This is a genomic window from Kitasatospora sp. NPDC036993, assembly GCF_055607525.1.
Window position 1 is genome coordinate 393,611 of record NZ_JBVJRP010000003.1, and the last position, 22,700, is coordinate 416,310.

The 22,700-nt window shown below is 73.2% G+C and carries 22 protein-coding genes and 1 riboswitch; of the genes, 3 read left to right on the top strand and 19 right to left on the bottom strand.

Translation table 11 applies throughout. The annotated features are described in order from the left end of the window. Positions 1-142 precede the first annotated feature (142 nt). The 3 genes from nusB to ACZ7C5_RS08015 form a co-directional block, all read right to left on the bottom strand. Complete coding sequence (gene nusB / locus ACZ7C5_RS08005; protein WP_188297227.1) at positions 143-580, bottom strand: transcription antitermination factor NusB; 438 nt, start codon at positions 578-580, stop codon at positions 143-145. Positions 581-584: 4 nt separating this feature from the next. Next, positions 585-1,148 carry an elongation factor P gene (gene efp, locus ACZ7C5_RS08010; RefSeq protein WP_401087438.1) on the bottom strand — a complete coding sequence of 188 codons (564 nt, stop codon included), beginning with the start codon at positions 1,146-1,148 and terminating at the stop codon, positions 585-587. 76 nt (positions 1,149-1,224) lie between these two features. Next, positions 1,225-2,331, bottom strand: a complete 1,107-nt coding sequence (locus ACZ7C5_RS08015) for a M24 family metallopeptidase (protein ID WP_401087440.1) — start codon at positions 2,329-2,331, stop codon at positions 1,225-1,227. A gap of 259 nt (positions 2,332-2,590) precedes the next feature. Here ACZ7C5_RS08015 and rpmG point away from each other — a divergent pair, with 259 nt between their 5' ends. Further along, the gene (rpmG, locus tag ACZ7C5_RS08020; protein WP_188297224.1) at positions 2,591-2,755 is read left to right on the top strand and encodes a 50S ribosomal protein L33; all 165 of its coding nucleotides are present in this window, start codon (positions 2,591-2,593) and stop codon (positions 2,753-2,755) included. Positions 2,756-2,814: 59 nt separating this feature from the next. On the opposite strand, the gene nicT is transcribed toward rpmG, so the two are convergent. Continuing rightward, the gene (gene nicT, locus ACZ7C5_RS08025) at positions 2,815-3,942 is read right to left on the bottom strand and encodes a Nickel transporter NicT (RefSeq protein WP_401087442.1); all 1,128 of its coding nucleotides are present in this window, start codon (positions 3,940-3,942) and stop codon (positions 2,815-2,817) included. A 31-nt stretch (positions 3,943-3,973) separates the two neighbouring features. Next, positions 3,974-4,187: riboswitch (cobalamin riboswitch) on the bottom strand. Positions 4,188-4,268: 81 nt separating this feature from the next. On the opposite strand from nicT, the gene ACZ7C5_RS08030 reads away from it, so the two are divergent. Both ACZ7C5_RS08030 and ACZ7C5_RS08035 read left to right on the top strand, forming a co-directional pair. Further along, positions 4,269-4,652 (top strand): ArsR/SmtB family transcription factor, encoded by a 384-nt coding sequence (locus tag ACZ7C5_RS08030; protein WP_188297222.1) that lies wholly within the window; start codon positions 4,269-4,271, stop codon positions 4,650-4,652. A gap of 51 nt (positions 4,653-4,703) precedes the next feature. Next, on the top strand, positions 4,704-6,377 hold the full coding sequence (locus ACZ7C5_RS08035) for a hypothetical protein (protein ID WP_401087445.1): 1,674 nt from the start codon (positions 4,704-4,706) through the stop codon (positions 6,375-6,377). A gap of 4 nt (positions 6,378-6,381) precedes the next feature. On the opposite strand, the gene ACZ7C5_RS08040 is transcribed toward ACZ7C5_RS08035, so the two are convergent. The 15 genes from ACZ7C5_RS08040 to ACZ7C5_RS08110 all read right to left on the bottom strand — a co-directional run bounded on the left by ACZ7C5_RS08040 (position 6,382) and on the right by ACZ7C5_RS08110 (position 22,592). Continuing rightward, a complete protein-coding gene (locus ACZ7C5_RS08040; RefSeq protein WP_470322253.1) occupies positions 6,382-8,400 on the bottom strand; it encodes an AAA family ATPase in 2,019 nt (672 codons plus the stop codon). Positions 8,401-8,473: 73 nt separating this feature from the next. After that, positions 8,474-8,800: a putative quinol monooxygenase gene (locus tag ACZ7C5_RS08045; protein WP_188297220.1), complete on the bottom strand. Its 327-nt coding sequence runs from the start codon at positions 8,798-8,800 to the stop codon at positions 8,474-8,476. Between the two features lie 122 nt (positions 8,801-8,922). After that, positions 8,923-9,732 carry an Fpg/Nei family DNA glycosylase gene (locus tag ACZ7C5_RS08050; RefSeq protein ID WP_188297219.1) on the bottom strand — a complete coding sequence of 270 codons (810 nt, stop codon included), beginning with the start codon at positions 9,730-9,732 and terminating at the stop codon, positions 8,923-8,925. A gap of 79 nt (positions 9,733-9,811) precedes the next feature. Beyond that, positions 9,812-10,651 carry an AAA family ATPase gene (locus ACZ7C5_RS08055; protein ID WP_401087449.1) on the bottom strand — a complete coding sequence of 280 codons (840 nt, stop codon included), beginning with the start codon at positions 10,649-10,651 and terminating at the stop codon, positions 9,812-9,814. A gap of 70 nt (positions 10,652-10,721) precedes the next feature. Continuing rightward, positions 10,722-11,162, bottom strand: a complete 441-nt coding sequence (gene aroQ / locus ACZ7C5_RS08060; protein ID WP_470322254.1) for a type II 3-dehydroquinate dehydratase — start codon at positions 11,160-11,162, stop codon at positions 10,722-10,724. Then, a complete protein-coding gene (gene aroB, locus ACZ7C5_RS08065) occupies positions 11,159-12,250 on the bottom strand; it encodes a 3-dehydroquinate synthase (protein ID WP_188297216.1) in 1,092 nt (363 codons plus the stop codon). The genes aroQ and aroB overlap by 4 nt, the downstream gene beginning before the upstream one ends. Continuing rightward, positions 12,243-12,764, bottom strand: coding sequence for a shikimate kinase (locus ACZ7C5_RS08070; protein WP_401087453.1), 522 nt, complete (start codon positions 12,762-12,764; stop codon positions 12,243-12,245). Before ACZ7C5_RS08070 ends, aroB begins: the two co-directional genes overlap by 8 nt. Beyond that, positions 12,761-13,945, bottom strand: coding sequence for a chorismate synthase (gene aroC, locus ACZ7C5_RS08075; protein WP_401087455.1), 1,185 nt, complete (start codon positions 13,943-13,945; stop codon positions 12,761-12,763). Before aroC ends, ACZ7C5_RS08070 begins: the two co-directional genes overlap by 4 nt. A gap of 194 nt (positions 13,946-14,139) precedes the next feature. Beyond that, a complete protein-coding gene (locus ACZ7C5_RS08080) occupies positions 14,140-14,970 on the bottom strand; it encodes a shikimate dehydrogenase (RefSeq protein WP_401087457.1) in 831 nt (276 codons plus the stop codon). A gap of 34 nt (positions 14,971-15,004) precedes the next feature. Continuing rightward, entirely contained in the window at positions 15,005-16,909 is a 1,905-nt protein-coding gene (gene mltG, locus ACZ7C5_RS08085; RefSeq protein WP_470322255.1) for an endolytic transglycosylase MltG, read from the bottom strand. 188 nt (positions 16,910-17,097) lie between these two features. Next, on the bottom strand, positions 17,098-18,345 hold the full coding sequence (gene mltG, locus ACZ7C5_RS08090) for an endolytic transglycosylase MltG (protein WP_401087460.1): 1,248 nt from the start codon (positions 18,343-18,345) through the stop codon (positions 17,098-17,100). 138 nt (positions 18,346-18,483) lie between these two features. After that, positions 18,484-18,963 carry a Holliday junction resolvase RuvX gene (gene ruvX / locus ACZ7C5_RS08095; protein ID WP_401087462.1) on the bottom strand — a complete coding sequence of 160 codons (480 nt, stop codon included), beginning with the start codon at positions 18,961-18,963 and terminating at the stop codon, positions 18,484-18,486. Beyond that, on the bottom strand, positions 18,963-21,632 hold the full coding sequence (alaS, locus tag ACZ7C5_RS08100; protein WP_470322256.1) for an alanine--tRNA ligase: 2,670 nt from the start codon (positions 21,630-21,632) through the stop codon (positions 18,963-18,965). The genes ruvX and alaS overlap by 1 nt, the downstream gene beginning before the upstream one ends. Further along, entirely contained in the window at positions 21,632-22,108 is a 477-nt protein-coding gene (locus tag ACZ7C5_RS08105; protein ID WP_470322257.1) for a DUF6167 family protein, read from the bottom strand. The genes alaS and ACZ7C5_RS08105 overlap by 1 nt, the downstream gene beginning before the upstream one ends. Positions 22,109-22,112: 4 nt before the next feature. Then, positions 22,113-22,592: a DUF948 domain-containing protein gene (locus tag ACZ7C5_RS08110; protein WP_188297207.1), complete on the bottom strand. Its 480-nt coding sequence runs from the start codon at positions 22,590-22,592 to the stop codon at positions 22,113-22,115. Positions 22,593-22,700: the final 108 nt, after the last annotated feature.

The following is a 22,700-nucleotide window of genomic DNA, read 5'->3' on the forward strand; positions in this document are numbered from 1 at the left end:
GGTAAGCCCTCACCCTACGCCGCCCGGGTGAAACGCGGAACGGCCGCCGGACCCGTGTTCGGGTCCGGCGGCCGTTCCGAGGTCGTTCCGTGAGGCCGATCCCCGGGGTCGACCCGCGAGGTCGACCCGCGAGGTCGATCCGTCAGCGGCGGATGCTCGGCTTCAGCTCCAGGAAGCGGGCGAGCAGGCCGTTGACGAAGGCCGGGGAGTCGTCCGTGGAGAACTCCTTGGCGATCTCGACGGACTCGTCCAGGACGACGGCGTCCGGGACGCCGTCCTCCCAGATCAGCTCGTACGCACCGAGCCGCAGGACGTTGCGGTCCACGATCGGCATCCGGTCGAGCGTCCAGCCCACCGCGTACTGCTCGATCAGGTCGTCGATGCGACGGGCGTGCTGGACGTACCCCTCGATGAGCTCCATGGTGTACTCACCGACCTGCGGGGTGCCCTCGTCGGGCTTGGGCTCGCGAGCGCGGGCCACCCAGTCGGCGAGGACCCGCTGCGGGTCTACCCCGCGGTGGTCGGCCTCGAAGAGGATCTGGAAGGCCCGGGTACGGGCCTTGCTGCGTGCGGCCGACACGGACTTACTTCACCCGGCCGAGGTAGCTGCCGTCGCGGGTGTCGACCTTGACCTTCTCGCCGGTGGTGACGAAGAGCGGGACGGCGATCTCGGCGCCGGTCTCCAGGGTGGCCGGCTTGGTGCCACCGGTGGAGCGGTCGCCCTGGACGCCCGGCTCGGTCTCGGCGATGACCAGCTCGACGGCGGCCGGGAGCTCGATGTAGAGGACCGAGCCCTCGTTCTGCGCGACGGTGGCCTCGAAGCCCTCGAGCAGGTACTTGGCGGCGTCGCCGACGACGAGCGGCTCGATGGTCAGCTGGTCGTAGGTGCTCATGTCCATGAACACGAAGTTCTCGCCGTCCTTGTACGAGAACTGCATGGTGCGCTTGTCGACGTTGGCGGTCTCGACCTTGGTGCCCGCGTTGAAGGTCTTGTCGACGACCTTGCCGGTCAGGACCTCCTTCAGCTTGGTACGCACGAAGGCCGGGCCCTTGCCGGGCTTGACGTGCTGGAACTCCACGACGGACCAGAGCTTGCCGCCGTCCAGCTTGAGGACCATGCCGTTCTTGAGATCGTTCGTGGAAGCCACGGGCGCACTTACTCCTGGATATAGCTGTCAAGGAACCAAGGTTCGCGTCCTGCCGCCGACGGCCGGAGGGCCGCGGTCACAGGGCGAGGAGCTCCTTGGTGGTGATGGTGAGCAGCTCGGGCCCGCCCTCTTCGAAGGGGCGCACGACGAGCGTGTCCTCGATCCGGACGCCGCCCTTGCCCGGGAGGTGGACCCCTGGGCCGACGGTGACCGGCACGCGGCTGTCCAGTTTACCCATGTCCGACGGACCGAGGCGCGGCGCCTCCCGGATCTCCAGCCCGATGCCGTGGCCCACCGGGTGCGGGGAGGCCTCGGCGTGGCCGGCCGCCTCCAGCACCTGCCGGGCGGCCCGGTCGGGCACGCACTGCTCCACTCCTGGTCCGAGGGCCTCCCGCCCGGCCCGCTGGGCCCGGAAGACCAGCCGGTGCAGCTCCACCTGCCAGGGCGCGGGGGCTGCGCCGATCACGAAGGTACGGGCGGTGGAGACGCCGTAGCCCCGGTACTGGGCGCCCATCACCACGGTCAGGAAGTCGCCCTCCTCCACCCGGCGGTCGGTCGGCTGGTGGGCGGCCTGGCCGGAGTGGCTGCCGGTGCCGACCGAGACCGGGAAGGCGGCCCGGTCGGCGCCGTGGTCGATCATCCGGCGCTCCAGCTCCATCGCCAGGTGCCGCTCGGTGCGGCCGACCAGGATCGACTCCAGCAGCTCGCCGAGCGCCTGGTCGGCGATCTCGGCGGCGATCCGCAGGTCGGCGATCTCGTGCTCGTCCTTGACCACTCGCAGCCCCTCGACCACCCGGCCGAGGTCCACCAGCCGGGCCCCCTCGGCCAGGCCCCCCACCGCCCGGTGCCTGCTGACGGTCAGGTCGTGCTCCTCCACGGCCAGGCCCGACACACCGGACCTGGCGGCGGCGGCCGCGGCGGCCAGCGCGGTGTCCGCTCCGGTCGCCACCGGCATCCGGGCGACGTCCGGGGCGATCAGGTGCTCCCCCGAGTCGTCCGGGGGCAGGTCGTCCGGCAGCGCGAGCAGCGCTCTCTCCCTGGTGAGCAGCAGGGTCGCCCCACAGGGCGCGCAGCCCGTGAGGTACCGCACGTTCGCCGCACGGGTGACCAGGGCCGCATCGGCCCCCGTCGCACTGCAGTGCTCCCTCACCCGTTCCCGCCGCCCCGCGTACGCATCCGCCATGCGTCGAGCCTACGAACCCCCGGCCCGAAGCGCCCGCCGAGCACCCCCGACAGAACCCCCAGTACCCCTTGCGCGCCCCCCGCGCTTCCGTGCCCTCCCCCTCGGGCACGCGCCGGGTTCCCCGCTCCCCCGGGCGTCGGACGCCGGGAATGGGCGGGGCCGGGCCCACGTTGGACGGGGTGGAAATGAATTCCATTTCGGTGCACGGGCTCGGTCCACCGACCGGGACCCGCCGCCCCTGGCCCCAGGAGGACGCCCGATGGCCCGCAGCGAACTGCGCCCGGTGATCAAGCTCCGCTCCACCGCCGGCACCGGCTTCACGTACGTGACCCGCAAGAACCGCCGCAACGACCCGGACCGGATGGTCCTGCGCAAGTTCGACCCGGCCGCCGGCCGGCACGTCGACTTCCGCGAGGAGCGCTGACCCCGCCCACCCGGACGGCGCCTCCCCCCGGCGCGGGGAGGCGCCGTTCCGCGCACGGGTCAGTGCTTCTGTGCCCCCTGGCCGGGCGTCCAGCGCTTCTCGACGTGGGCGAGCTTCCAGTACCCGATCGCGATCGCCCAGACCACCACGAACAGCCCGGCGATGGCGTACCCGACGTTGTCCAGCGAGATCTCGGCGACGAACCCGGTGACCGGGTCGGTCAGGTCCAGCTTCTCGTGCAGCACCCCGACCAGCTCGATGGTGCCGATGATGAAGGCCACCGCGATCGACAGACCCGTGATGGTCAGGTTGTAGTACACCTTCCGCACCGGGTTGGCGAAGGCCCACTGGTACGCGAAGTTCATGAACGTCCCGTCCAGGGTGTCGAACAGGCTCATCCCGGCCGCGAACAGCAGCGGCAGGCAGACGATCGCGTACCAGGGCAGCCCGGAGGCCGCGCCCGAGCCGGCCATCACCATCAGGGTGACCTCGGTCGCGGTGTCGAAGCCCAGGCCCAGCACCATGCCGACCGGGAACATCTGGCCCGGCCTGGTGATCGAACGGGTCGCCCGGTTCAGCACCCGGGCCATGAAGCCGCGCGAGTCGAGGTGGGCCTCCAGCTCCTTCTCGTCGTACTGCCCGGCGCGCATCGAACGGAACACCTTGAGGATGCCGAGCAGCGCCGCCAGGTTGAGCGCGCCGATCAGGTAGAGGAACACGCCGGAGGTGGTGGTGCCGACCACGCCGAGCCACTTGTGGGTGGCCGACTCGTCGTCCATCAGGGTGTTCGCCAGCTGCGCGCCGCCCGCCACCAGGGCGGCCATCAGCACCACCATCGAGGAGTGCCCGAGGGCGAACCAGAAGCCCACCGAGACGGGGCGCTTGCCGTCCGCCATCAGCTTGCGGGTGGTGTTGTCGATCACCGCGATGTGGTCGGCGTCGAAGGCGTGCCGCATCCCGAGGGTGTAGGCGGTGACGCCCAGGCCCACCCCGAAGACCTGGGTGCCGACCTCGTACTTCTCGGGCGCGACCAGGAAGAGGAGCGTCCCGAAGGCCACCACGTGCATGGCCAGGATCACCCCCATCAGCCCGGCCGTACGGATGGTGTCCTCGCGCCGCCACTGGAAGCTGGGCAGCACCGAGGGCGCCGGATTCGCCCCGGCGGCAACGGTTTCGGGCAGGGTCATCTGCGGATCACGCTCCAGCACCTCGTGGAAAACCTCGTGAGATGCCGTGGCCGGTCTCCTGGCTTACGGGACGCCCGTACCCGCCTTCCCAGGTGCGCGGGGCACCCAGTGGCTCCATGGGTACGGACGACGCTCCTCCGCGGGCGGAGGAACGACCCGATCACAGTGGCGAGGGCCGCTCCGGACTGGGGACCCCTGAGGGTCCGTCACCGGTCTTCCCGAGCACCACGGCGGGCTACACCGTAGGGGCCCCGCCCGACCCGTGCAAGGCTGCGCACGTGCGCAGGTGTCCAGGATCACAGACCCTTGCCTGCGAGAATGCCGGCATGCATCTCGTACCTGCCGACCGCGTGGGCCACCGCACCATCGACGGGCACCGGGTCTGCGAGGCCATCGCCGCGATCGGCGATCCCGCGCACGTCCGGACCTGGGCCGAGCGCTTCTCGCTGCTCGCCGACCCCGGACGCCTCGCCCTGCTGCTCGCCCTCCACCGGGCCGGCCCGCTCGCCGTGACGGACCTGGCGGTCGCCACCGGCATGCGCGACCCCGCCGTCTCCCAGGCCCTGCGCCTGCTCCGCACCGCCGGGGTGGTCACCGGCGACCGGGACGGACGAGTGGTGCGCTACCGGCTCGTGGACGAGGCCATGCGCCCCCTCCTCGACGAGTGCGCCGCCGCCGAGCACCACGAGCCCAGCGCGGCGGCGGGCTGACCCCCACTCGGAAACCGTGCCGCGGCGGAGCCGGATGAGTACGATCATGGTGTGCCGTCCCACCCCCACGCCTGGCCCGCCGACCGCTGGAGCACCCGACCGGTCAGGGCCCGCGTGCTGGCGGTCGCCCGCACCCTCACCTCGGCCACCCGGGTCCTGGACGTCCTCACCCTGCTGAGCCCGGACGGCATCGAGCGGTACTTCACCGTCAACCCCGGCTCCGCCTTCGCCGACCGCGCCCTGGACGACTACCTGCGCGGCCTGCCCGGCTTCACCGTGCTGGACTGGGAGGACGCCGTCCGGCACCGCTTCGACCTGGCCGTCGCCTGCGCCGTCCACTCCTCCATGCACCGCCTGGACGCCCGCCTCGTCGTCCTCCCGCACGGCGTCGGCTACAACCGCCTGGTCACCGAGTCCACCGGCGACACGGTCACCGCCGCCGGCCTGTCCCGCAACGAACTCACCCACCGCGGACGGGTGTTCGTGGACGTCCTCGGCCTCTCCCACCCCGAGCAGCTGGACCGGCTTCGGGTCTCCTGCCCCGAGGCGCTGGACGTCGCCCGGGTCGTCGGCGACCCGTGCTTCGACCGGATGCTCACCAGCCGGCGCTCCCGCGACGGCTACCGCGCCGCGCTCGGCGCCACCGGCGGCCGACGGCTCGTCGTCGTCAGCTCCACCTGGAGCGGGCACTCGTTGCTCGGCCGCCACCCCGACCTCCCCCAGCGGCTGGTCCGCCGGCTGCCCGCCGACGAGTACACCGTGGCCGTCGTCCTGCACCCCAACGTCTGGAGCCGCCACGACCCCGAGGCGCTGCTCGACGACGCCCGCCGGATGGGCCTGCGCCTGATCCCGCCCCACCAGGGCTGGCAGGCCGCACTCGTCGCCGCCGACTGCGTGATCGGCGACCACGGCTCGGTCACCGTCTACGGCGCCGCCCTGGAACACCACACCGTGCTCGTCGCCACCGGCGCCGCCGAACTCGACCCGCACTCCCCCGGCTACGCCTTCGGCCAGGCCGCGCCCGTCCTCGACCCGGACGGGGACCTCGCCGCCCAGCTCGAACTCGCCCTGGCCCGGGGCCCGGCCGACCTCAGCGGCGTCACCGGCCGCTCGCTCGCCCACCAGGGCGAATCCGCCCACCTGCTGCGCCCGCTGCTCTACTCCTTCCTGGACGGACTCGACGAACCCGCGGACGAACCGGCCGTACCGCCCTACCCCAGGCCCGTTCCGCGCCCCGCGACCGCCGAGGGGCCCACCGCGTACGACGTCGAGGGAGTGAGCGAGGGCACCGAGGTCAGCCTCCGGCGCTACCCCTTCGACCCGCGCGACCACACCCCGCGCGGCTTCCACGCCCTCACCGACGACCACCCCGGCGACGCCCTGCGCCACACCGCCGAGGTGCTCGCCCGCACCGAGGCCCACGCCGAACGCCCCGCCACCCGCTGGCTCGCCGACACCGCCGCCGAACTGCCCGGCCTCGCCGTCGCGGTGGCCGCCCTCGGCCCGGCCCGCCATCTGCTGCGGCTGCGCGGCGGCCCGCTGCTGGAGGCCCGCGCCGAACCGGACTGGGGCCGCCCCGACCCCGGCATCGACCCGCTGCTGCTCGGCTCCGCCGTCGCCTCCTGGCTCGCCGACGGCGGCGACCCGGCCGGCCTCCCCGACCACGGACTCACCGTCCGCACCGGCGGCCACCGTACCCGGGTGTCCTTCAGTACCGGCCCGTAGGCTCCTAGGACGGGCCCTGACCGGCCAGTTCCCGCAGCCGTTCGCGGCTGCGCTCCGCCAGTTCCACGTCGCCCCGCTCCTCGGCGAGGCCGAGCAGCAGGGTGTGCGCCTGCGCCTCCTTGGCGTACTGGCTCCGCTCCCTGGCCTGCCGGGCGCAGTCGTCCGCCTGGGCGACGGCGAGGTCCAGCTGCCCGAGCGCCCGGTGGGCCCGGGCGCGGACCAGCGGCAGCTTCATCAGCATGTCCTCGTCCCGCGTCCGCCCCGCCTGGGCGGTGGCCCCGGCCAGCAGGGCCAGCGCCTCCCCGGGACGGCCGTCGGCGATCAGCGCCTGCGCCACGTTGTAGCTCTGGACGATCTCGCCGTGGTCGTCGCCCCGGTTCGCCGCCAGGGCCAGGGTGAACCGCTCCACCGCGTCGGCCGGGCGCCCGTCGGCCAGGCAGAGCAGACCGTCCGTCTCGTAGAGCACCCCCACCACCTGACGGTCGGTCACCAGCGGGACCAGCTCCGTGGCGAGCGCCAACTGCTCGGCGGCGAGCCGGTGCTCCCCGCGCTCGAAGTGGGCCCTGGCGAGCTGGTTGCGCATCCGGACCACGGCGGCCGGCCGGTTGTCCCACTGGGCCGACTCGATGCCGAGCCGGTGGGCGGCGATCCAGTCCTGGTAGAGCTTCCGGCCGTGGTAGAGCGGCCAGAGCGACTCGCAGAGCCGCCACACCTCGCCGTGCCGGCCCTGCTCGGCCGCCGCCTCCACCACGGCGCGGAAGTTGGCGCGTTCGGCGTACAGCCACTCCAGGGCCGCGGTCCCGGACGGGAAGCGGGGCAGGTCGTCACCGCTCGGCTCCTGGAGGCGCAGCCGCTTCCCTGCCATCGCCCGGTCGGCCGCCGACGCCCGGCCGCGGTAGTACGCGACGACTCCGGCGAGCAGCCCCTCGCGGTCGGGCAGTTCCCGCGCCCGGCCGTAGGCGTGCGTCCGCACCACGTCATGGGCCCGGAAGCGGTCCTCGCCGTCGTCGTCCAGCACTTCGTCCAGCAGGTGGACGCCGCGCAGCTCCCCGATCGCCCGTTCGGCCCGCCGGACGCCGACCGCCCGCGCCAGTCCGGCGGACACGAAGGGGCCCGGGTGCACGCCGATCAGGTGGTAGAGCGCCCGGCCCTCCGGCGACAGCCGTTCGTAGACCAGGTCGTACGTCGCGCCGAGATCGTTCTCCTCGTCCTCCAGCATCGCCAACCTGCCCTCGCGGTCGTGCAGTTCGGCCACCACCCGGCCGACCGGCAGGCTGTCGCGGTCCAGCAGCTGGCTGCCGACCGCGTTCAGCGCGAGCGGCAGTCCGCCGCACAGCTCGACCAGCTCCGCCAGCTCCCCGTCGGTGCCCCGCCCCGAGCCCACCCAGCCGCGCACCAGCTCGGCGCCCGCCGTCGCGCTCAGCGGCCCGAGCTGCCGCACCCGCGCGCCGTCCGTCCGCAGCGCGGGCAGCCGGCGCCGGCTCGCGACCACCACCAGCCCGCGGGCCGGGAGCAGCGCCCGGACCTCCGCGGCGTGTTCGACGTTGTCCAGGAAGAACAGGCAGCGGCGCTCGGCGGTGGCGGTGCGGAAGGCCGTGAACCGCTCGGCCTCCACGGCCGGCGGCTCGGTGCCGAGGGCGCGCAGGAAGCCGGCCAGCAGCTCGGGGAGGTCCACCCCGCCCTGGTGCCGGTAGGCGAGGAGGTCCGCGTAGAGGTCGCCGTCCGGGAAGCTCCCCCGGTGCTCCTCGGTGAACTTGGCGATCAGCTCGGTCTTGCCGACCCCGCCCAGACCGGTGAACACCACGATCCCGAGTCCGCCCGCCTCGACCGGGGCCAGGGCCTCGGCGAGGGCGGCGAGTTCCGGCTCGCGGTTGACGAACGGGCCGTGCGGCGACCGGACCTGACGAGGTCTCGCCTTCTGTTCGGGCTGGTGGATGTGCAGCGATCCGATGGTCCCGGCCTGCACCACATGGCCGCCCACCGTGGCCCCCGACAGGGTGTTGGCCACCTCGTGCCGCTCCATCTGCCCGCTCCCTCCGACCGGCCCGGGCCCCAGCCTACGGGCTGGGCGCCGGGCCGGAGGGGCACTCCGGGTGTCAGCGGGGGGTGATCTCCCCCATCTCAGCCCAGCCGTCCATGCCGGGGATCTCGGTGGAGACGATCCGCGGCTTGGCGGCCACCGCGTACGACAGGTCCTCCATGGCCTTGGCGAAGTGCGCGGACTCCACGTGCTCCTTGCCGGCCTCGCCGTCGCGGAACGCCTCGACCAGGACGAACTCGTTGGGGTCGTCGACGCTGCGGGACCACTCGAAGAAGATGTTGCCGGGCTCGTTCCGGGTGGCCCGGGTGAACTCGTCGACCAGGTCGAGCCAGCCGTCGACGCGCTCGGGGCGGACCGGGAACTTGACGGTGATGAAGATCATGGGGCTTCCTTCCACGCCACGCTCACACGTGGCGGTACGGGTTCGGGGACGGGCGGCTCGACGAGCACAGTGTCCATCGTCGCAGGTCAGCAGGGCCGCCTACGACACAGGACCGGTTCCGCTCAGGCCGCCTGGCAGCTCGGGCACCAGAAGAGGTTGCGGGCGGCGTGCTCCTCCGTCCGCACGTCGGTGCCGCAGACCAGGCACGGCATGGCCGCCCGCCGGTAGACGTAGACCTCACCGCCGTGGTCGTCCACCCGGGGCGGACGGCCCATCGCCTCGGGGGTGTGCTCGGGGCGGACGGTGTCGATCCGGCCCGCGGTGACACCCTCGCGCATCAGCGCGACCAGGTCGGCCCAGATCGCGTCCCACTCCCGGCGGGTGAGGTCGCGCCCGGCCCGGTGCGGGTCGATGCCGTGGCGGAACAGCACCTCGGCCCGGTAGACGTTGCCCACCCCGGCCAGCACCTTCTGGTCCATCAGCAGCGCCGCGACCGTCGTCCGGCTGCCCGATATCCGGCGCCAGGCGGCCTCCGCGTCGGCGTCGGCGCGCAGCGGGTCCGGCCCCAGCCGGGCGGCGACGGCCGCCTTCTGCTCCTCCGTGACGAGCGCACAGGTGTTGGGGCCGCGCAGGTCCGCGTAGCCGTCCTCGTTCTCCAGCCGCAGCCGGACCAGCCCGACCGGCTCCGGTGCCGGGCCCGTGCCGAAGGTGAACCCGCCGTAGAGGCCGAGGTGGACGTGCACCCAGCCGCCCTCCTCGAAGCCGAGGAAGAGGTGCTTGCCGGTGGCCTCCGCGCCGGTGAGCAGCTGCCCGTCGATCACCTTGGCCTCGTCGGCGAACCGGCCCTGCGGACTGGAGACCCTGACCGGGCGGCCGCCGAAGGCCTTCCGGTTCTCGGTGGCGAGGCGGTGGATGATGTGGCCTTCCGGCACGGGCGTCAGCTCCTCCGGGCGCTGCGACAGGACCCGTCCATCATCGCAGCCGGCCCTGACACTTCCACGACCGTGCGGGTCAGCGGACCGGGACGCCCATCAGCCTGGCCAGGATGACGCGGTCCAGCTCGGCGGCCGTCCCGGCGACGTCCAGGGCGGAGTTGTCGATGATCGGCAGCCCGGAGTTGTACCAGCCGGCCATCCGCCCGTGGATCCGGGCCACCTCCTCGTCCCCGAGGCGGCGGTTGCCGCTGCGCCGGGCGTTGCGGTGCAGCACCGAGTCCAGGCTGGGCAGCAGCACGACCGGGATCATGCCGGGGCCGATGTGCCGCTTCCAGCCGCCGAGGCCGATCGCCGGGCGGTCCGGGAAGACGGCGTCGTCGACGATGCAGGAGATGCCGTTGGCCAGGTAGTTGCGGCAGGCGAAGCCGCAGGTGCGGCGGGCGAGCCGGTACTGCGCCTCGGAGGCGTTGTTCCAGCCGGACTGCGGGTTGGCGAAGCCGGACTGCACCCACTCGCGGACGTCGTCCAGGCTGATGTGCGCGGTCGGGGTGGGCCTGCGCTCGGCCCAGTACCGGGCGACGGTGGTCTTGCCGGCCCCGGCCGGTCCGATCAGCAGGACGGCGATCGGCCCGGTGGGCGCGCGCCGCTGCGGCGGGTGGGTGGGCAGCTGGACCGGCATCCCGGCCGGCAGCACGAAGTGCCCGGTGCCTCCCGCGGGCACCGGCGCGCTCGGCGCCGGTGCGGGGGGAGGCGCAGCCGGTGCGGGGGCGGGCGCCGGACGGACCGGCGGCGGAGCGGAGATCGGCGTTCCCGACGACGTCCCCCGCGGACCGCCCCCCGGCGGCACCGGCGGAGCGACGGGACGCGGCGGGACCTGCCCGCCTCCGGCGTACTGCGTCACGACACCTCCCGACACCTCTCAGCGGGGACACTACACGGAGGCCCGGCAGCGGGCACAGTCCGCCGCCGGGCCACCGCCCGTACCCTCAGCGCGTGGCGAGCCGCTCGGCCAGCGCACGCAGCGCCAGCTCGTAGGAGCCGAGCCCGAATCCGGCGATGGTGCCGGAGGCCACCGCAGCGATCACCGAGGTGTGCCGGAAGGTCTCCCGGGCGTACGGGTTGGAGATGTGCACCTCGATCAGCGGCGCGGTGCGCTGGGCGGCGGCGTCCCGCATCGCGTACGAGTAGTGGGTGAACGCGCCGGGGTTGATCACCACCGGCAGCTGCCCGTCGGCCGCCTCGTGCAGCCACTCCACCATCTGCTGCTCGGAGTTGGTCTCGCGCACCTCGACCTCGAAGCCGAACTCCCGGCCGAGCGCGGTGCAGCGCTCGACCAGTCCGGCGTACGAGGTGGCGCCGTAGACGTCCGGCTCGCGGCTGCCCAGCCGGCCCAGGTTGGGGCCGTTGAGCACCAGCACCCTGGTCACGCCGAGACCTCCGCGTAGGCGGCGACCAGCAGGGACGGGTCGGGGCCCTCCAGCACGGAGGTCTTGCCCAGGCCGTCCAGCACGATGAAGCGGATCAGGTCGCCGCGGGACTTCTTGTCGATCTTCATCGCGTCCAGCAGCTTCGGCCAGGCGTCCGCCCGGTAGCTCAGCGGCAGGCCGACCGAGGCCAGCACGGTGCGGTGCCTGTCGGCCGTCTCGTCGTCCAACCGCCCTGCCAGCCGGCCGAGTTCGGCCGCGAAGACCATGCCGATGGAGATCGCGGCGCCGTGCCGCCACTTGTACCGCTCGTTGCGTTCGATGGCGTGGCCGAGGGTGTGGCCGTAGTTGAGGATCTCGCGGCGCCCGGACTCCTTGAGGTCCCCGGAGACCACGTCGGCCTTGACCTGGATGGCGCGGCGGATCAGCTCGACGGTGTGCGGGCCCGCCGGGGTCTTGGCGCCCTCGGGGTCGGCCTCGATCAGGTCGAGGATGGCCGGGTCGGCGATGAAGCCGCACTTGATGACCTCGGCGAGGCCGGAGACGTAGTCGTGCTTCGGCACGGTCTCCAGGGTGCCGAGGTCGGCCAGCACGCCCACCGGCGGGTGGAAGGCGCCGACCATGTTCTTGCCCTCGGCGATGTTGATGCCGGTCTTGCCGCCGACCGCCGCGTCGACCATGCCGAGCAGCGTGGTGGGCATGGAGATCCAGCGCACCCCGCGCAGCCAGGTGGCGGCCACGAAGCCGGCCAGGTCGGTGGTGGCGCCGCCGCCGAGGCCGACGACGACGTCGCTGCGGGTGAAGCCGGTCTGTCCGAGCACCGACCAGCAGTACGCGGCGACCTCGGCGCTCTTGGCGTCCTCGGCGTTGGGCACCTGGAGCGCGATCGCCTCGTAGCCCTCGCCGGCCAGGTCCTCGCGGACGGCGTCGGCGGTGGCGGCCAGCGCCTCCGGGTGGATGATCGCGACCCGCTTGGCCCGGGGACCGATCAGCGGCGCCAGCTCACCGAGCAGCTGGTGCCCGATCAGCACGTCGTACGGGTCGTGGCCGGCGCTGCCGCCGACGTGGATCCTGACGGTGGTGTCAGTCATGGGGGGTCTTCAGCTCCAGTGCTTCCAGTACGGCGTCCGCGACCTGCTCCGGGGTGCGCCCGGCGGTGTCGACCACGGCGGTGGCCACCTCCAGGTAGAGGGGGCGGCGGGCCTCCATCAGCTCGCGCCAGCGGGCCCGCGGGTTGACGGCCAGCAGCGGGCGCGGGGCGTCCAGGCCGACCCGCTTGACCGCGTCGGCGAGCGGGACCTCCAGCAGGACCACCGGCAGCTCGCGCAGCAGCGCGCGGGTGGCCTCGGCCAGCACCGCGCCGCCGCCGAGCGCCAGGATCCCGTCGTGCCCCTCGGCGGCGGCGCGCACGGCCGCCGCCTCCAGCGCGCGGAAGTGCGGCTCGCCCTCGTCGACGAAGATGTCCGGGATCGGCTTGCCGGCCGTCGCCTCGATGTCGGCGTCGGTGTCCCGGAAGCCGACGCCCAGGCGCTCGGCCAGGACCCGCCCGACGGTGGACTTGCCACTGCCGGGCGGGCCGACCAGCACGATGACGGGAGAGGTCATCGGATGATCAGGTTGTCGAGGTAGCCCTGCACGTTGCGACGGGTCTCGCTGACGTTGTCGCCGCCGAACTTCTCGCTGACCGCGTCCGCCAGCACCAGCGCGACCATCGCCTCCGCGACGATGCCGGCGGCCGGCACCGCGCAGACGTCCGAGCGCTGGTGGTGCGCCTTGGCCGGCTCACCGGTGCGCACGTCCAGGGTCTGGAGCGCCCGCGGCACGGTGGCGATCGGCTTCATCGCGGCGCGCACCCGCAGCACCTCGCCGGTGGACAGGCCGCCCTCGGTGCCGCCGGAGCGGCCGGAGGTGCGCTTGACGCCCTCGGCGGTCGGGACGATCTCGTCGTGCGCCTGCGAGCCCGGCACCCGGGCCAGCTCGAAGCCGTCGCCGACCTCGACGCCCTTGATCGCCTGGATGCCCATCAGCGCGGCGGCCAGCCGCGCGTCCAGCCGGCGGTCCCAGTGCACGTGCGAGCCGAGGCCCACCGGCACGCCGTACGCCAGCACCTCGACCACGCCGCCCAGGGTGTCGCCGTCCTTGTGGGCCTGGTCGATCTCGGCGACCATCGCCTTCGAGGCGTCGGCGTCCAGGCAGCGCACCGGGTCGGCGTCCAGCGCGGCCTCGTCCGAGGGCAGCGGGACCACGCCGGCCGGCGCCTTGGCGGCGGCCAGCTCGACCACGTGGCTGACGATCTCGATCCCGGCCACCTCCCGCAGGTACGAGCGGGCGACGGCGCCCAGCGCGACCCGGGCGGCCGTCTCCCGGGCGCTGGCGCGCTCCAGGATCGGCCTGGCCTCGTCGATCGAGTACTTCTGCATGCCGGCCAGGTCGGCGTGGCCGGGCCGGGGGCGGGTGAGCGCCTCGTTGCGGGCCAGGCCCGCCAGCACCTCGGGGTCGACCGGGTCGGCCGACATGACCTGCTCCCACTTCGGCCACTCGGTGTTGCCGACCATGACCGCGACCGGGCTGCCCATGGTCAGGCCGTGCCGGACGCCGCCGAGGAAGGTCACCTGGTCCTGCTCGAACTTCATCCGCGCCCCGCGACCGTAACCGAGCCGGCGGCGCGCCAGCGCGTCGGCCACCAGGTCGGTGGTGACCGGTACACCGGCGGGCAGGCCTTCCAGCGTCGCGACGAGTGCGGGGCCGTGCGACTCCCCCGCGGTGAGCCAGCGCAACGTACCCAACGGAGCTCCTTCATCAGCGGACCGGCCTCGGCACCGCCGGGGCCGCCCGGGCGTGCCTTGTGGCTGAATCCTTTCATGCCCCAGGAGCACCCGGCGGCACAGTCCGCGTGACGGACGGCGACCGGCCACCATCCGGCCGGGAAACCGGTCGCAGGACGGGCCCGGCCCCCGGCCCTACGGCCGGGCCGCCCGGCTCAGCGCCCGGCGAGCGCCTTCTCCCCCGCCTCGCGCATCGCCGCCAGCGGCCCGGGGGCCCGCCCGGTGAAGGCCTCGCTCTGCAGCACCGCCTGGTGCACCAGCAGGTCCAGCCCGCCCAGGACGGTCGCCCCGCGCCCGGCCACGGCGGCGGCCAGCGCCGTCGGCCACGGGTGGTACAGCACGTCGAACAGCGCGCCCGGCCCGGCGGGCAGCGCGTCGGCGAAGACGTCGGTGGCGCCGGCCGGCGTGGTGGAGACGGTCAGCGGCCCGGCCAGCGCCCCGGCCCCACGCTCCCAGTCGGCGGTCCGGACGGCCACGCCCAGCCGCTCGCCCAGCTCGGCCATCTCCCTGGCCCGCTCGGCGCTGCGCACGTAGACCGTCACCTCGCCGGTGCACACCTGGGCCAGCGCGGCCAGCGCCGAGGAGGCGGTGGCCCCGGCGCCCAGCACGGCCGCCTCGGGCACCTCGGTGATCCCGCGCTCGCGCAGCGCGTTGACCAGCCCGGGGACGTCGGTGTTGTCCCCGGTGCGCCGGCCGTCGGCGGTGAAGACCACGGTGTTCACCGCGTCCACCGAGCGGGCCGTCGCGCTGACCTCGTCGAGCAGCGGGACGATCGCCCGCTTCAGCGGCATGGTGAGCGACAGCCCCGCCCACTCGGCCTCGTCCAGGGCGGCGACGAACCCCGGCAGCCCGGCCTCGTCGACCTCGAAGCGGTCGTAGCGCCAGCCGTCCAGCCCGAGCGCCGCGAAGGCGGCCCGGTGCAGGTCCGGCGAGAGCGAGTGGGCGATCGGCGAGCCGAGTACGGCCGCCCGGTGCTTGCTGGTCAAGGCTGCCTCTCCACGAACTGTCTTCCGGCCGTCGCTACTTGGTGGTGCAGTGGCCACGGGCCTCGTCGAAGTTCTGCCCGGCCGCCGTGCAGTACTCCTTGACGTTGGCGTAGTGCTCCTTGCTCGTCTCCGCGAACCTGGTCTCGGTCGGGGACATCGCGATGAAGTACAGCCACTTGCCGTCCGCCGGGTGCAGCACCGCGTTGAGCGCGTCGTCGCCGGGGTTGGCGATCGGCGTCGGCGGCAGGCCCTGGTTGATGTAGGTGTTGTACTTGTTGGACGCGTCGTCCATGTCCTTCTTGTTGAGTTCCTTGCGGTTCAACGAGTACTGGAGCGTGGTGTCCATGCCGAGCCGGTGGTTGATCTCGCCGCCGGCGGCCAGCCGGTTCTGGATGGTCTTGGCCATCTTGGCGAAGTCCGCCGCGTTGTTGCCCTCGCGCTGGAGGATGCTCGCCTCGATGAGCACCTCGTAGCCCGTCTTCAGGCCCACCGAGGCGGCCTGGGAGTCCAGGTTGGCGTACTTCTCGGTGGCGTTCTTCACCATCTGCTTGAGCAGGTCCTCGGGCTTCATGCCCTCGGCGATGTTGTAGCGGGTCGGCCAGAGGAAGCCCTCCGGGTTGCCGTTCGCGTACGGCGGCAGGCCGAGGTCGTTGACCTGGGCCTTGGCGACGCCCGCCGTGGTGCCCTGCTGGAGCTTCAGCTTGGTGTCGATCAGGGTGTAGATCTCGGTGGAGTTCTTGCCCTCCGGGACCACGATCGCCGCACCGCCCGCCTGGGCTAGCAGCTCCTTGAGCGCGGCGGCGGCCGGCATCTCCTTCTTCAGCCCGTAGTAGCCGTACTGGATGGTGCCGCACTTGGGCTCGGCGTTGCAGGCGCCGGTGAAGGCGTCGACGCTCTTGACCACGCCGGCGTTCTTCAGCACCAGGCCGATCTGCCCGCCGACCGCGCCCTTCTTGACCTCGACCTGGACGGAGCCGGTGCCCTCGCCGGTGAAGTCCGGCGCCGGGCCGAAGTGGTCCTGGTAGAAGCCGTAGCCCCACCAGCCGGCCCCGCCCATGGCGCCGAGCAGCACCATCGCGACCAGCAGGCAGGCGCCGCCGTTGCGGCGGCCCGACTTCTTGCCCTTCTCCTTGCGCTTCTTCTGGGCCTCGCGGGAGTCGTCCCGGTCCCCGAGGAAGCCCGCCTCGGGCTGCTCCTCCAGGTACCCGCCGTCCTCGTGGCGGCCGTCCTCGTGGCCGTCCCACTCGTCCGCGGCGTCCTCGCGCGCTCCGCCGACCGGGCCGGTGCCGGCCTCCAGCGCGGCGGCCTCGGCCTCCCAGTCGATCCCGTCCGGGCCGGGGCCCGCGGCCGGGGCGGGAGCCGGCTGCGGCCGGGCCTGCTGCTGTTGCCGCGCCTGCTGCTGTTGGGCCACCTGCTGCTGGGGCTGCGCGGCCTGCTGCGGCATCCCCTGCTGCGACATCCCCTGTTGGGGCATTCCGAGCTGGGGCATCCCCTGCTGCTGCGCCGGCGCCTGCTGCTGGGGCACCTGCTGCGGGTAGCCCTGCTGCATCGGGTGCTGGGGCTGCCGGCCCTGCATGAACCCCTGCTGGGCGTAGCCCTGCTGCTGCATCTGCTGCGGGTACCCCTGCTGCCCACCGGGGAAGCCCTGCTGCGGCGCCATCTGCTGCTGGGGCTGCTGCTGGGGGTAGCCCTGCTGCGCCATCATCTGCTGCTGCATCTGCGGCGCCATCTGCTGCTGGGGCTGCTGCTGCGCGTACCCCTGCTGCACGTCCCCGTACGGCTGCTGGACCTGCTGGCCCTGCTGCTGGACCTGCTGCGGGTACTGCTGCTGCCACTGGCCGTCCTGCTGGCCGGGGACCGGCTGCCGGCCGTCGTACCCGGGATCACCGGGGTGCCACGGCTCGCCCTGGGGGCCGTAGCCCCCACCCAGATCGGTCATCGATCCCCTTAACCGACGGTGACGGCCGGAGGATCGAACCGGCCGTCCGGGACGACGCCGTCCCGGCTGATTCTCGAACCGGCGTGCTAGCGCAGCGCCTGGAGGGAGACGTTACCGTACCGCAGCCTCACCCCCGGCCGGGCGGACGCACCGTCAGTGAGCGACCTCACCGACGGCACACACCACCGTCACGGGGTCGCCGCACCGGCGCCGGACGGTGCGCCGGACCCGCCCGGCGCCGACGGGGACCCCGAGCCAGGGGCGCTCGGCTTGGCCGCCGCCCGGTTGGCGTTGAACTCCGCCACGTTGCGTTGCTGCACGTCGAAGCTGTCGGTGAAACGGGTGTCCCCCGGCTTCACGGTGACGAAGTACAGCCAGTCCCCCGGCGTCGGGTCCAGCGCCGCCATGATCGCCTGCCGCCCCGGGTTGGAGATCGGGCTCGGCGGCAGCCCGGCGTGCAGGTAGGTGTTGTACGGGGAGTCGAGCCTGGTGTCGGTCACCGAGGTGTTCAGGGTCGAACGGCCGAGCGCGTAGTTGATGGTGGAGTCCAGTTGCAGGGGCATGCCCTTGGCCAGCCGGTTGTAGATCACCCTGGCGACCTTGCCCATGTCCTCGGTGTTGTCGGCCTCGCCCTGGACCATGCTGGCCACGGTGACCAGTCCGTACTCGCTCTGCCCGAGGTTCTGCGCGACCACGGTGGCGTCGTCCCGGCTGAACTCCTTCCCGGCCCGGTCCACCATCTGCTTCAGCAGGTCGAAGGCGGTGGTGCCCTCGGTGACGCTGTACGTCGCCGGGAACAGGTAGCCCTCGGGGCTGCCGTTGGTGAAGTCCGGCAGGCCGAGGTCCGCGCCCTGTTCCTGGGCGGTCTTCTGGGCGGTGCCCTCGGGCAGGTCCAGCTTCTTGTCGATGGCCGCGTAGATCTGGTAGCCGCGCCAGCCCTCGGGGATGGTCAGGCCGTTGGCGTTGGCCGGGTCGATCAGGATCGCCAGCGCCGCCGCGGCCGACATCTTCTGCCTGAGCGTGTACGTCCCCGGCTGGATCCGCCCGGCGGCCGCCGCGCTGCCCTTCGCGGCCCGGGTGAAGGCGAGCGAGCTGGCCACCACCCCGTTGCGCACCAGCGCGGACGCGATCTGGGCGAGGCCGGCGCCCTCCGGCACCGAGACCTGGACGCTGCCGGTGCCCTGCCCGGCGAAGTCGGCGGCGACCGGGGGTTTGCGCTGCGACTGGACCCAGGTGTACCCGGTCAGCCCGATCCCGCCGAAGACCGCGATCAGCGCCAGCGCGGTGAGCCCGCAGGCCAGTCCGTTACGCCGTCGGTGCGGATCGGGCGCATCGAAGCGCGGACGGGGCGCGCCCGGCGGGCGGCCCTCCGGTTCCAGCACCGGCGCACCCAGGTGCCCGGGCGTGAGCCCCGGATGGAAGTCCTGGTCGGTCATGGCTCGCGTCCCCTCGGCGGTCCCAGAGCGTTCAGGATCGACGCGAATCAATCCAAAACGGACATGGAAACGAACGAAAAAGGGGTCCGTGCGGACGCGTCCGCACGGACCCCTCTTCGGGACGTTAGATCAGACCGGTCAGCCGGCCGTCTCGACGCTCTCACCGGGCGGGCGTCCGCTCACCCGTTCGGACTCAAGGGCGGTCTGGAGGATCACCACCGCGGCGGCCTGGTCGACCACCGAGCGGCCCTTCTTCGCCTTGACCCCCGACGCGCGCAGCCCGTGGGTCGCGGTGACGGTCGACATCCGCTCGTCGACCAGCCGCACCGGCACCGGGTAGAGCCGGTTGGCCAGCCGCGCCGCGTACGCCCTGACCTTCTCCGCCGCCGGGCCCTCCTTGCCGCTGAGCGAGCGCGGCAGCCCGACGATCACCTCCATCGCGCCGTACTCGTCGACGATGGCGGCGATCCTGGCCTGCGACTTCACTCCGGCCGGGACGGTCTCCACGGGCGTGGCGAGCACCCCGTCGGGGTCGCAGGACGCGACCCCGATCCGGGCGTCCCCGACGTCGACGGCGATCCGCCGCCCCCGCCGGAAGGGCCTCTCCTCCTGCTCCATCAGCTGGCGCGCTCCGCGACCAGGCCGCGCACCGCGGCGATGGCCTCGCCGACCGCGGCCGCGTCGGAGCCGCCGCCCTGGGCGACGTCGTCCTTGCCGCCACCGCCGCCGCCGAGGGTCTTGGCGGCGACTCGGACCAGCTCGCCGGCCTTGATGCCGCGGCCGCGGGCGTCCTCGTTGGTGGCGACCACGGTCAGCGGACGGTCGTTCGCCACGGTGAAGGCGGCGACCACGGCCGGGCGCGCGCCGAGGCGGCCGCGCACGTCCAGGACCAGCTTGCGCAGCTCGTCCGCGCCCACGCCGTCGGCGACCTGCGCGGCGACCACGGCGATGCCGTGCACGTCCTCGGCCGAGTCGGCCAGGCCCGCCGCGGCGGCCAGCACCTTCTCGGCGCGGAAGCGCTCGATCTCCTTCTCGGCGTCCTTGAGCTTGGCGAGCATGCCGGAGATCTTCTCCGGCAGCTCCTCCGGACGGCCCTTGACCAGCTCGGTGAGCTGGGCGACCACGGTGTGCTCACGGGCCAGGAAGTTGTACGCGTCGGTGCCGACCAGCGCCTCGACGCGGCGCACGCCGGAGCCGATCGACGACTCGCCGAGCAGCTTCACCAGGCCCAGCTGGGCGGTGTTGCCGACGTGGGTGCCGCCGCACAGCTCCTTGGAGAAGTCGCCGATGGTGACGACCCGCACCTCGTCGCCGTACTTCTCGCCGAACATCGCGATGGCGCCGGCCTTGCGGGCCTGGTCCATCGTCATGACCTCGGCGCTGACCTCCAGCTCGCGGCCCAGCACGTCGTTGATCTTCTGCTCCACGTCGGTCAGCACGCTGCCGGGCACGGCGGCGGGCGAGCCGAAGTCGAAGCGGAAGCGGCCGGGGGCGTTCTCGGAGCCGGCCTGGGCGGCCGTCGGGCCGAGCGCGTCACGCAGCGCCTGGTGGGTCAGGTGGGTGGCCGAGTGGGCGCGGGCGATCGCCCGGCGGCGCTCGGTGTCGATCGTGGCGTACGCCGAGGCGCCCAGCACGACCTCGCCGAACAGCACCCCGCCGGAGTGCACGACGACACCGGGGACGGGCTTCTGCACGTCGCGGATCTCCACCACCGCGCCGGACTCCAGCCGGATCCGGCCCTGGTCGGCGAGCTGGCCGCCGCCCTCGGCGTAGAACGGGGTCCGGTCGAGGATGATCTCGACCTCGTCCCCCTCGGAGGCGGCCGGCGACGGGACGCCGTTCACCAGCAGGCCGACCACGGTGGCCTCGCCCTCGGTGAGGGTGTAGCCGGTGAAGACGCTGGCGCCGGACCTGTCGGCGACCTCGCGGTACGCCGCGACGTCGGCGTGGCCCATCTTCTTGGCCTTGGCGTCCGCCTTGGCGCGGTCCCGCTGCTCCTGCATCAGCCGGCGGAAGCCCGCCTCGTCCACCTGGAGGCCCTGCTCCTCGGCCATCTCCAGGGTGAGGTCGATCGGGAAGCCGTAGGTGTCGTGCAGCTTGAACGCCTGCTCGCCGGAGAGCACCGCGCCGCCGGACTGCTTGGTCTCGGTGACCGCGACGTCCAGCAGGTTGGTGCCGGCCTTCAGGGTCTGGAGGAAGGCCGCCTCCTCGCCGACGACGACCGTCTCGACGCGCTTGCGGTCGGACTCCAGCTCCGGGTACTGCGGGGCCATCGCCTTGATCGCGACGTCGATGAGCTCCTTGGCCACCGGCTCGGTGGCGCCCAGCAGCCGCATGTTGCGGATGGCACGGCGCAGGATGCGGCGCAGCACGTAGCCGCGGCCCTCGTTGCCCGGGGAGACGCCGTCGCCCACCAGCATCAGCGCGGTGCGGATGTGGTCGGTGACCACGCGCAGCGAGACGTCCGACTTGTGGTCGGCACCGTAGGCGTGGCCGGTGAGCTCGGCGGCGCGGTCGAGGATCATCCGGCTGGTGTCGATCTCGAAGAGGTTGTCGACGTCCTGGAGGATGGCGGCGAGACGCTCCAGGCCGAGGCCGGTGTCGATGTTCTTGCTCGGCAGGTCGCCGAGGATCTCGAAGCCGTCCTTGCCGTCGCCGTGGCCGCGCTCGTACTGCATGAAGACCAGGTTCCAGATCTCCAGGTAGCGCTCGCCGTTGACGGCCGGGCCGCCCTCCTCGCCGTACGCGGGGCCGCGGTCGTAGTTGATCTCCGAGCACGGGCCGCACGGGCCGGGGACGCCCATCGACCAGAAGTTGTCCTTCATGCCCAGGCGCTGGATGCGCTCGGAGGGGACGCCGATGACGTCACGCCAGATCTGCTCGGCCTCGTCGTCGTCCTTGTAGACGGTGATCCAGAGCTTCTCCTTCTCCAGGCCGTAGCCGCCGTCCGCGACGGGAGAGGTGAGCAGCTCCCAGGCGAACTTGATGGCTCCTTCCTTGAAGTAGTCACCGAAGGAGAAGTTGCCGCACATCTGGAAGAAGGAGCCGTGCCGGGTGGTCTTCCCGACCTCCTCGATGTCCAGCGTGCGCACGCACTTCTGGACGCTGGTGGCGCGCGAGAACTGCGGCTTGACCTCGCCCAGGAAGTAGGGCTTGAACGGCACCATGCCGGCGTTGACGAGCAGCAGGGTGGGGTCGTCGGCGACCAGGGACGCCGACGGAACGACGGTGTGGCCGCGCTCCTCGAAGAAGCGCAGCCAGCGGCGGCGGATCTCAGCCGACTCCATTAGTGGTCCTTCCGGTTCGGGATGCCGCCCCGCGGCGGCAGCGCGCGGCGGGGCGTTTCTTCAGTGGTCTCGGGGGTGGTGCGGGCGCCGTCGGATCCGGCGCGGGTACGGGACGGAGGCAGGGCGGCGGCCGGGCGACCGGGCACCGCCTGGATAGCTCGGTACCGCTCCGCCGAGGGGGGCAGCGCGGAGCGCCGCCCGTGCGGGGCGGCGGGCAACGGGCGGGAGCCGCGGGGCTCCGTCACGGCGGTGCCGTGCAGCCCGAGGTCGTCCTTCAGCTGCTCCTCGCGCTCGGCCATGCCGGCCTTCACGTCCTGGGCGAACTGCTTGGCCAGGTCGCCCAGGTGCAGCGCACCGCGGGCGGCGGTGCCGGAGAGGCTGTCCGGGGTGAGCCGGTGCACGGCCTCGTTGGCCTTGTTCATGGCCCAGACGGTGGCGCCGGCGCCGACCGCCATCCAGAAGATGCGTCGCACCATGCCGTCAGCCCCTCACCGCGCGCCGGACCCGGGAGAACAGGCCGCTCCTGGGCGCGGTCGCGGCGCGCACCTCGGCCCGGATCAGCCGGGCCAGCTCCTCGCGCTCGCCGGCCTGCCCGGGCACCGACGACAGACCGCCCTGCTGCCGGGCGACGGCCTTGCGCACGCCGTAGCTGAAGGCGGCGACCTTCACCAGCGGTCCGCCCAGGGTGGCGGCCACGGTGGAGGAGAGCGCGTTGGCGTTGGCGGCGGCGTCCTGCACGTTGGCGGTGATCTCGTCGACCCGCTCCAGCTGCTCGTTGGCGCTGCGCACCGCGGCGCCCGCGTCGGTCAGCAGCGGGACGGCCTGCTCGGTGACCGCGGAGACCAGGACGGTGGCCTCCTTGAGCACCCGCGAGAGGCGGACCAGCACCACGGCGAGCAGGGTGACCAGGACCGCCCAGAACACGGCGACGAGCAATCCGGCCAGCTCTCCCACGGACACCTTTGCGCGCTCCCTCGCCTTGCTGTTCTCCAGGGGAACCCTATCGCGCCCGGGCCCGGTTTCCGGACCGGGTTGTTTCCCGGCGATCCGGTCGGGTGTGCGATCCGC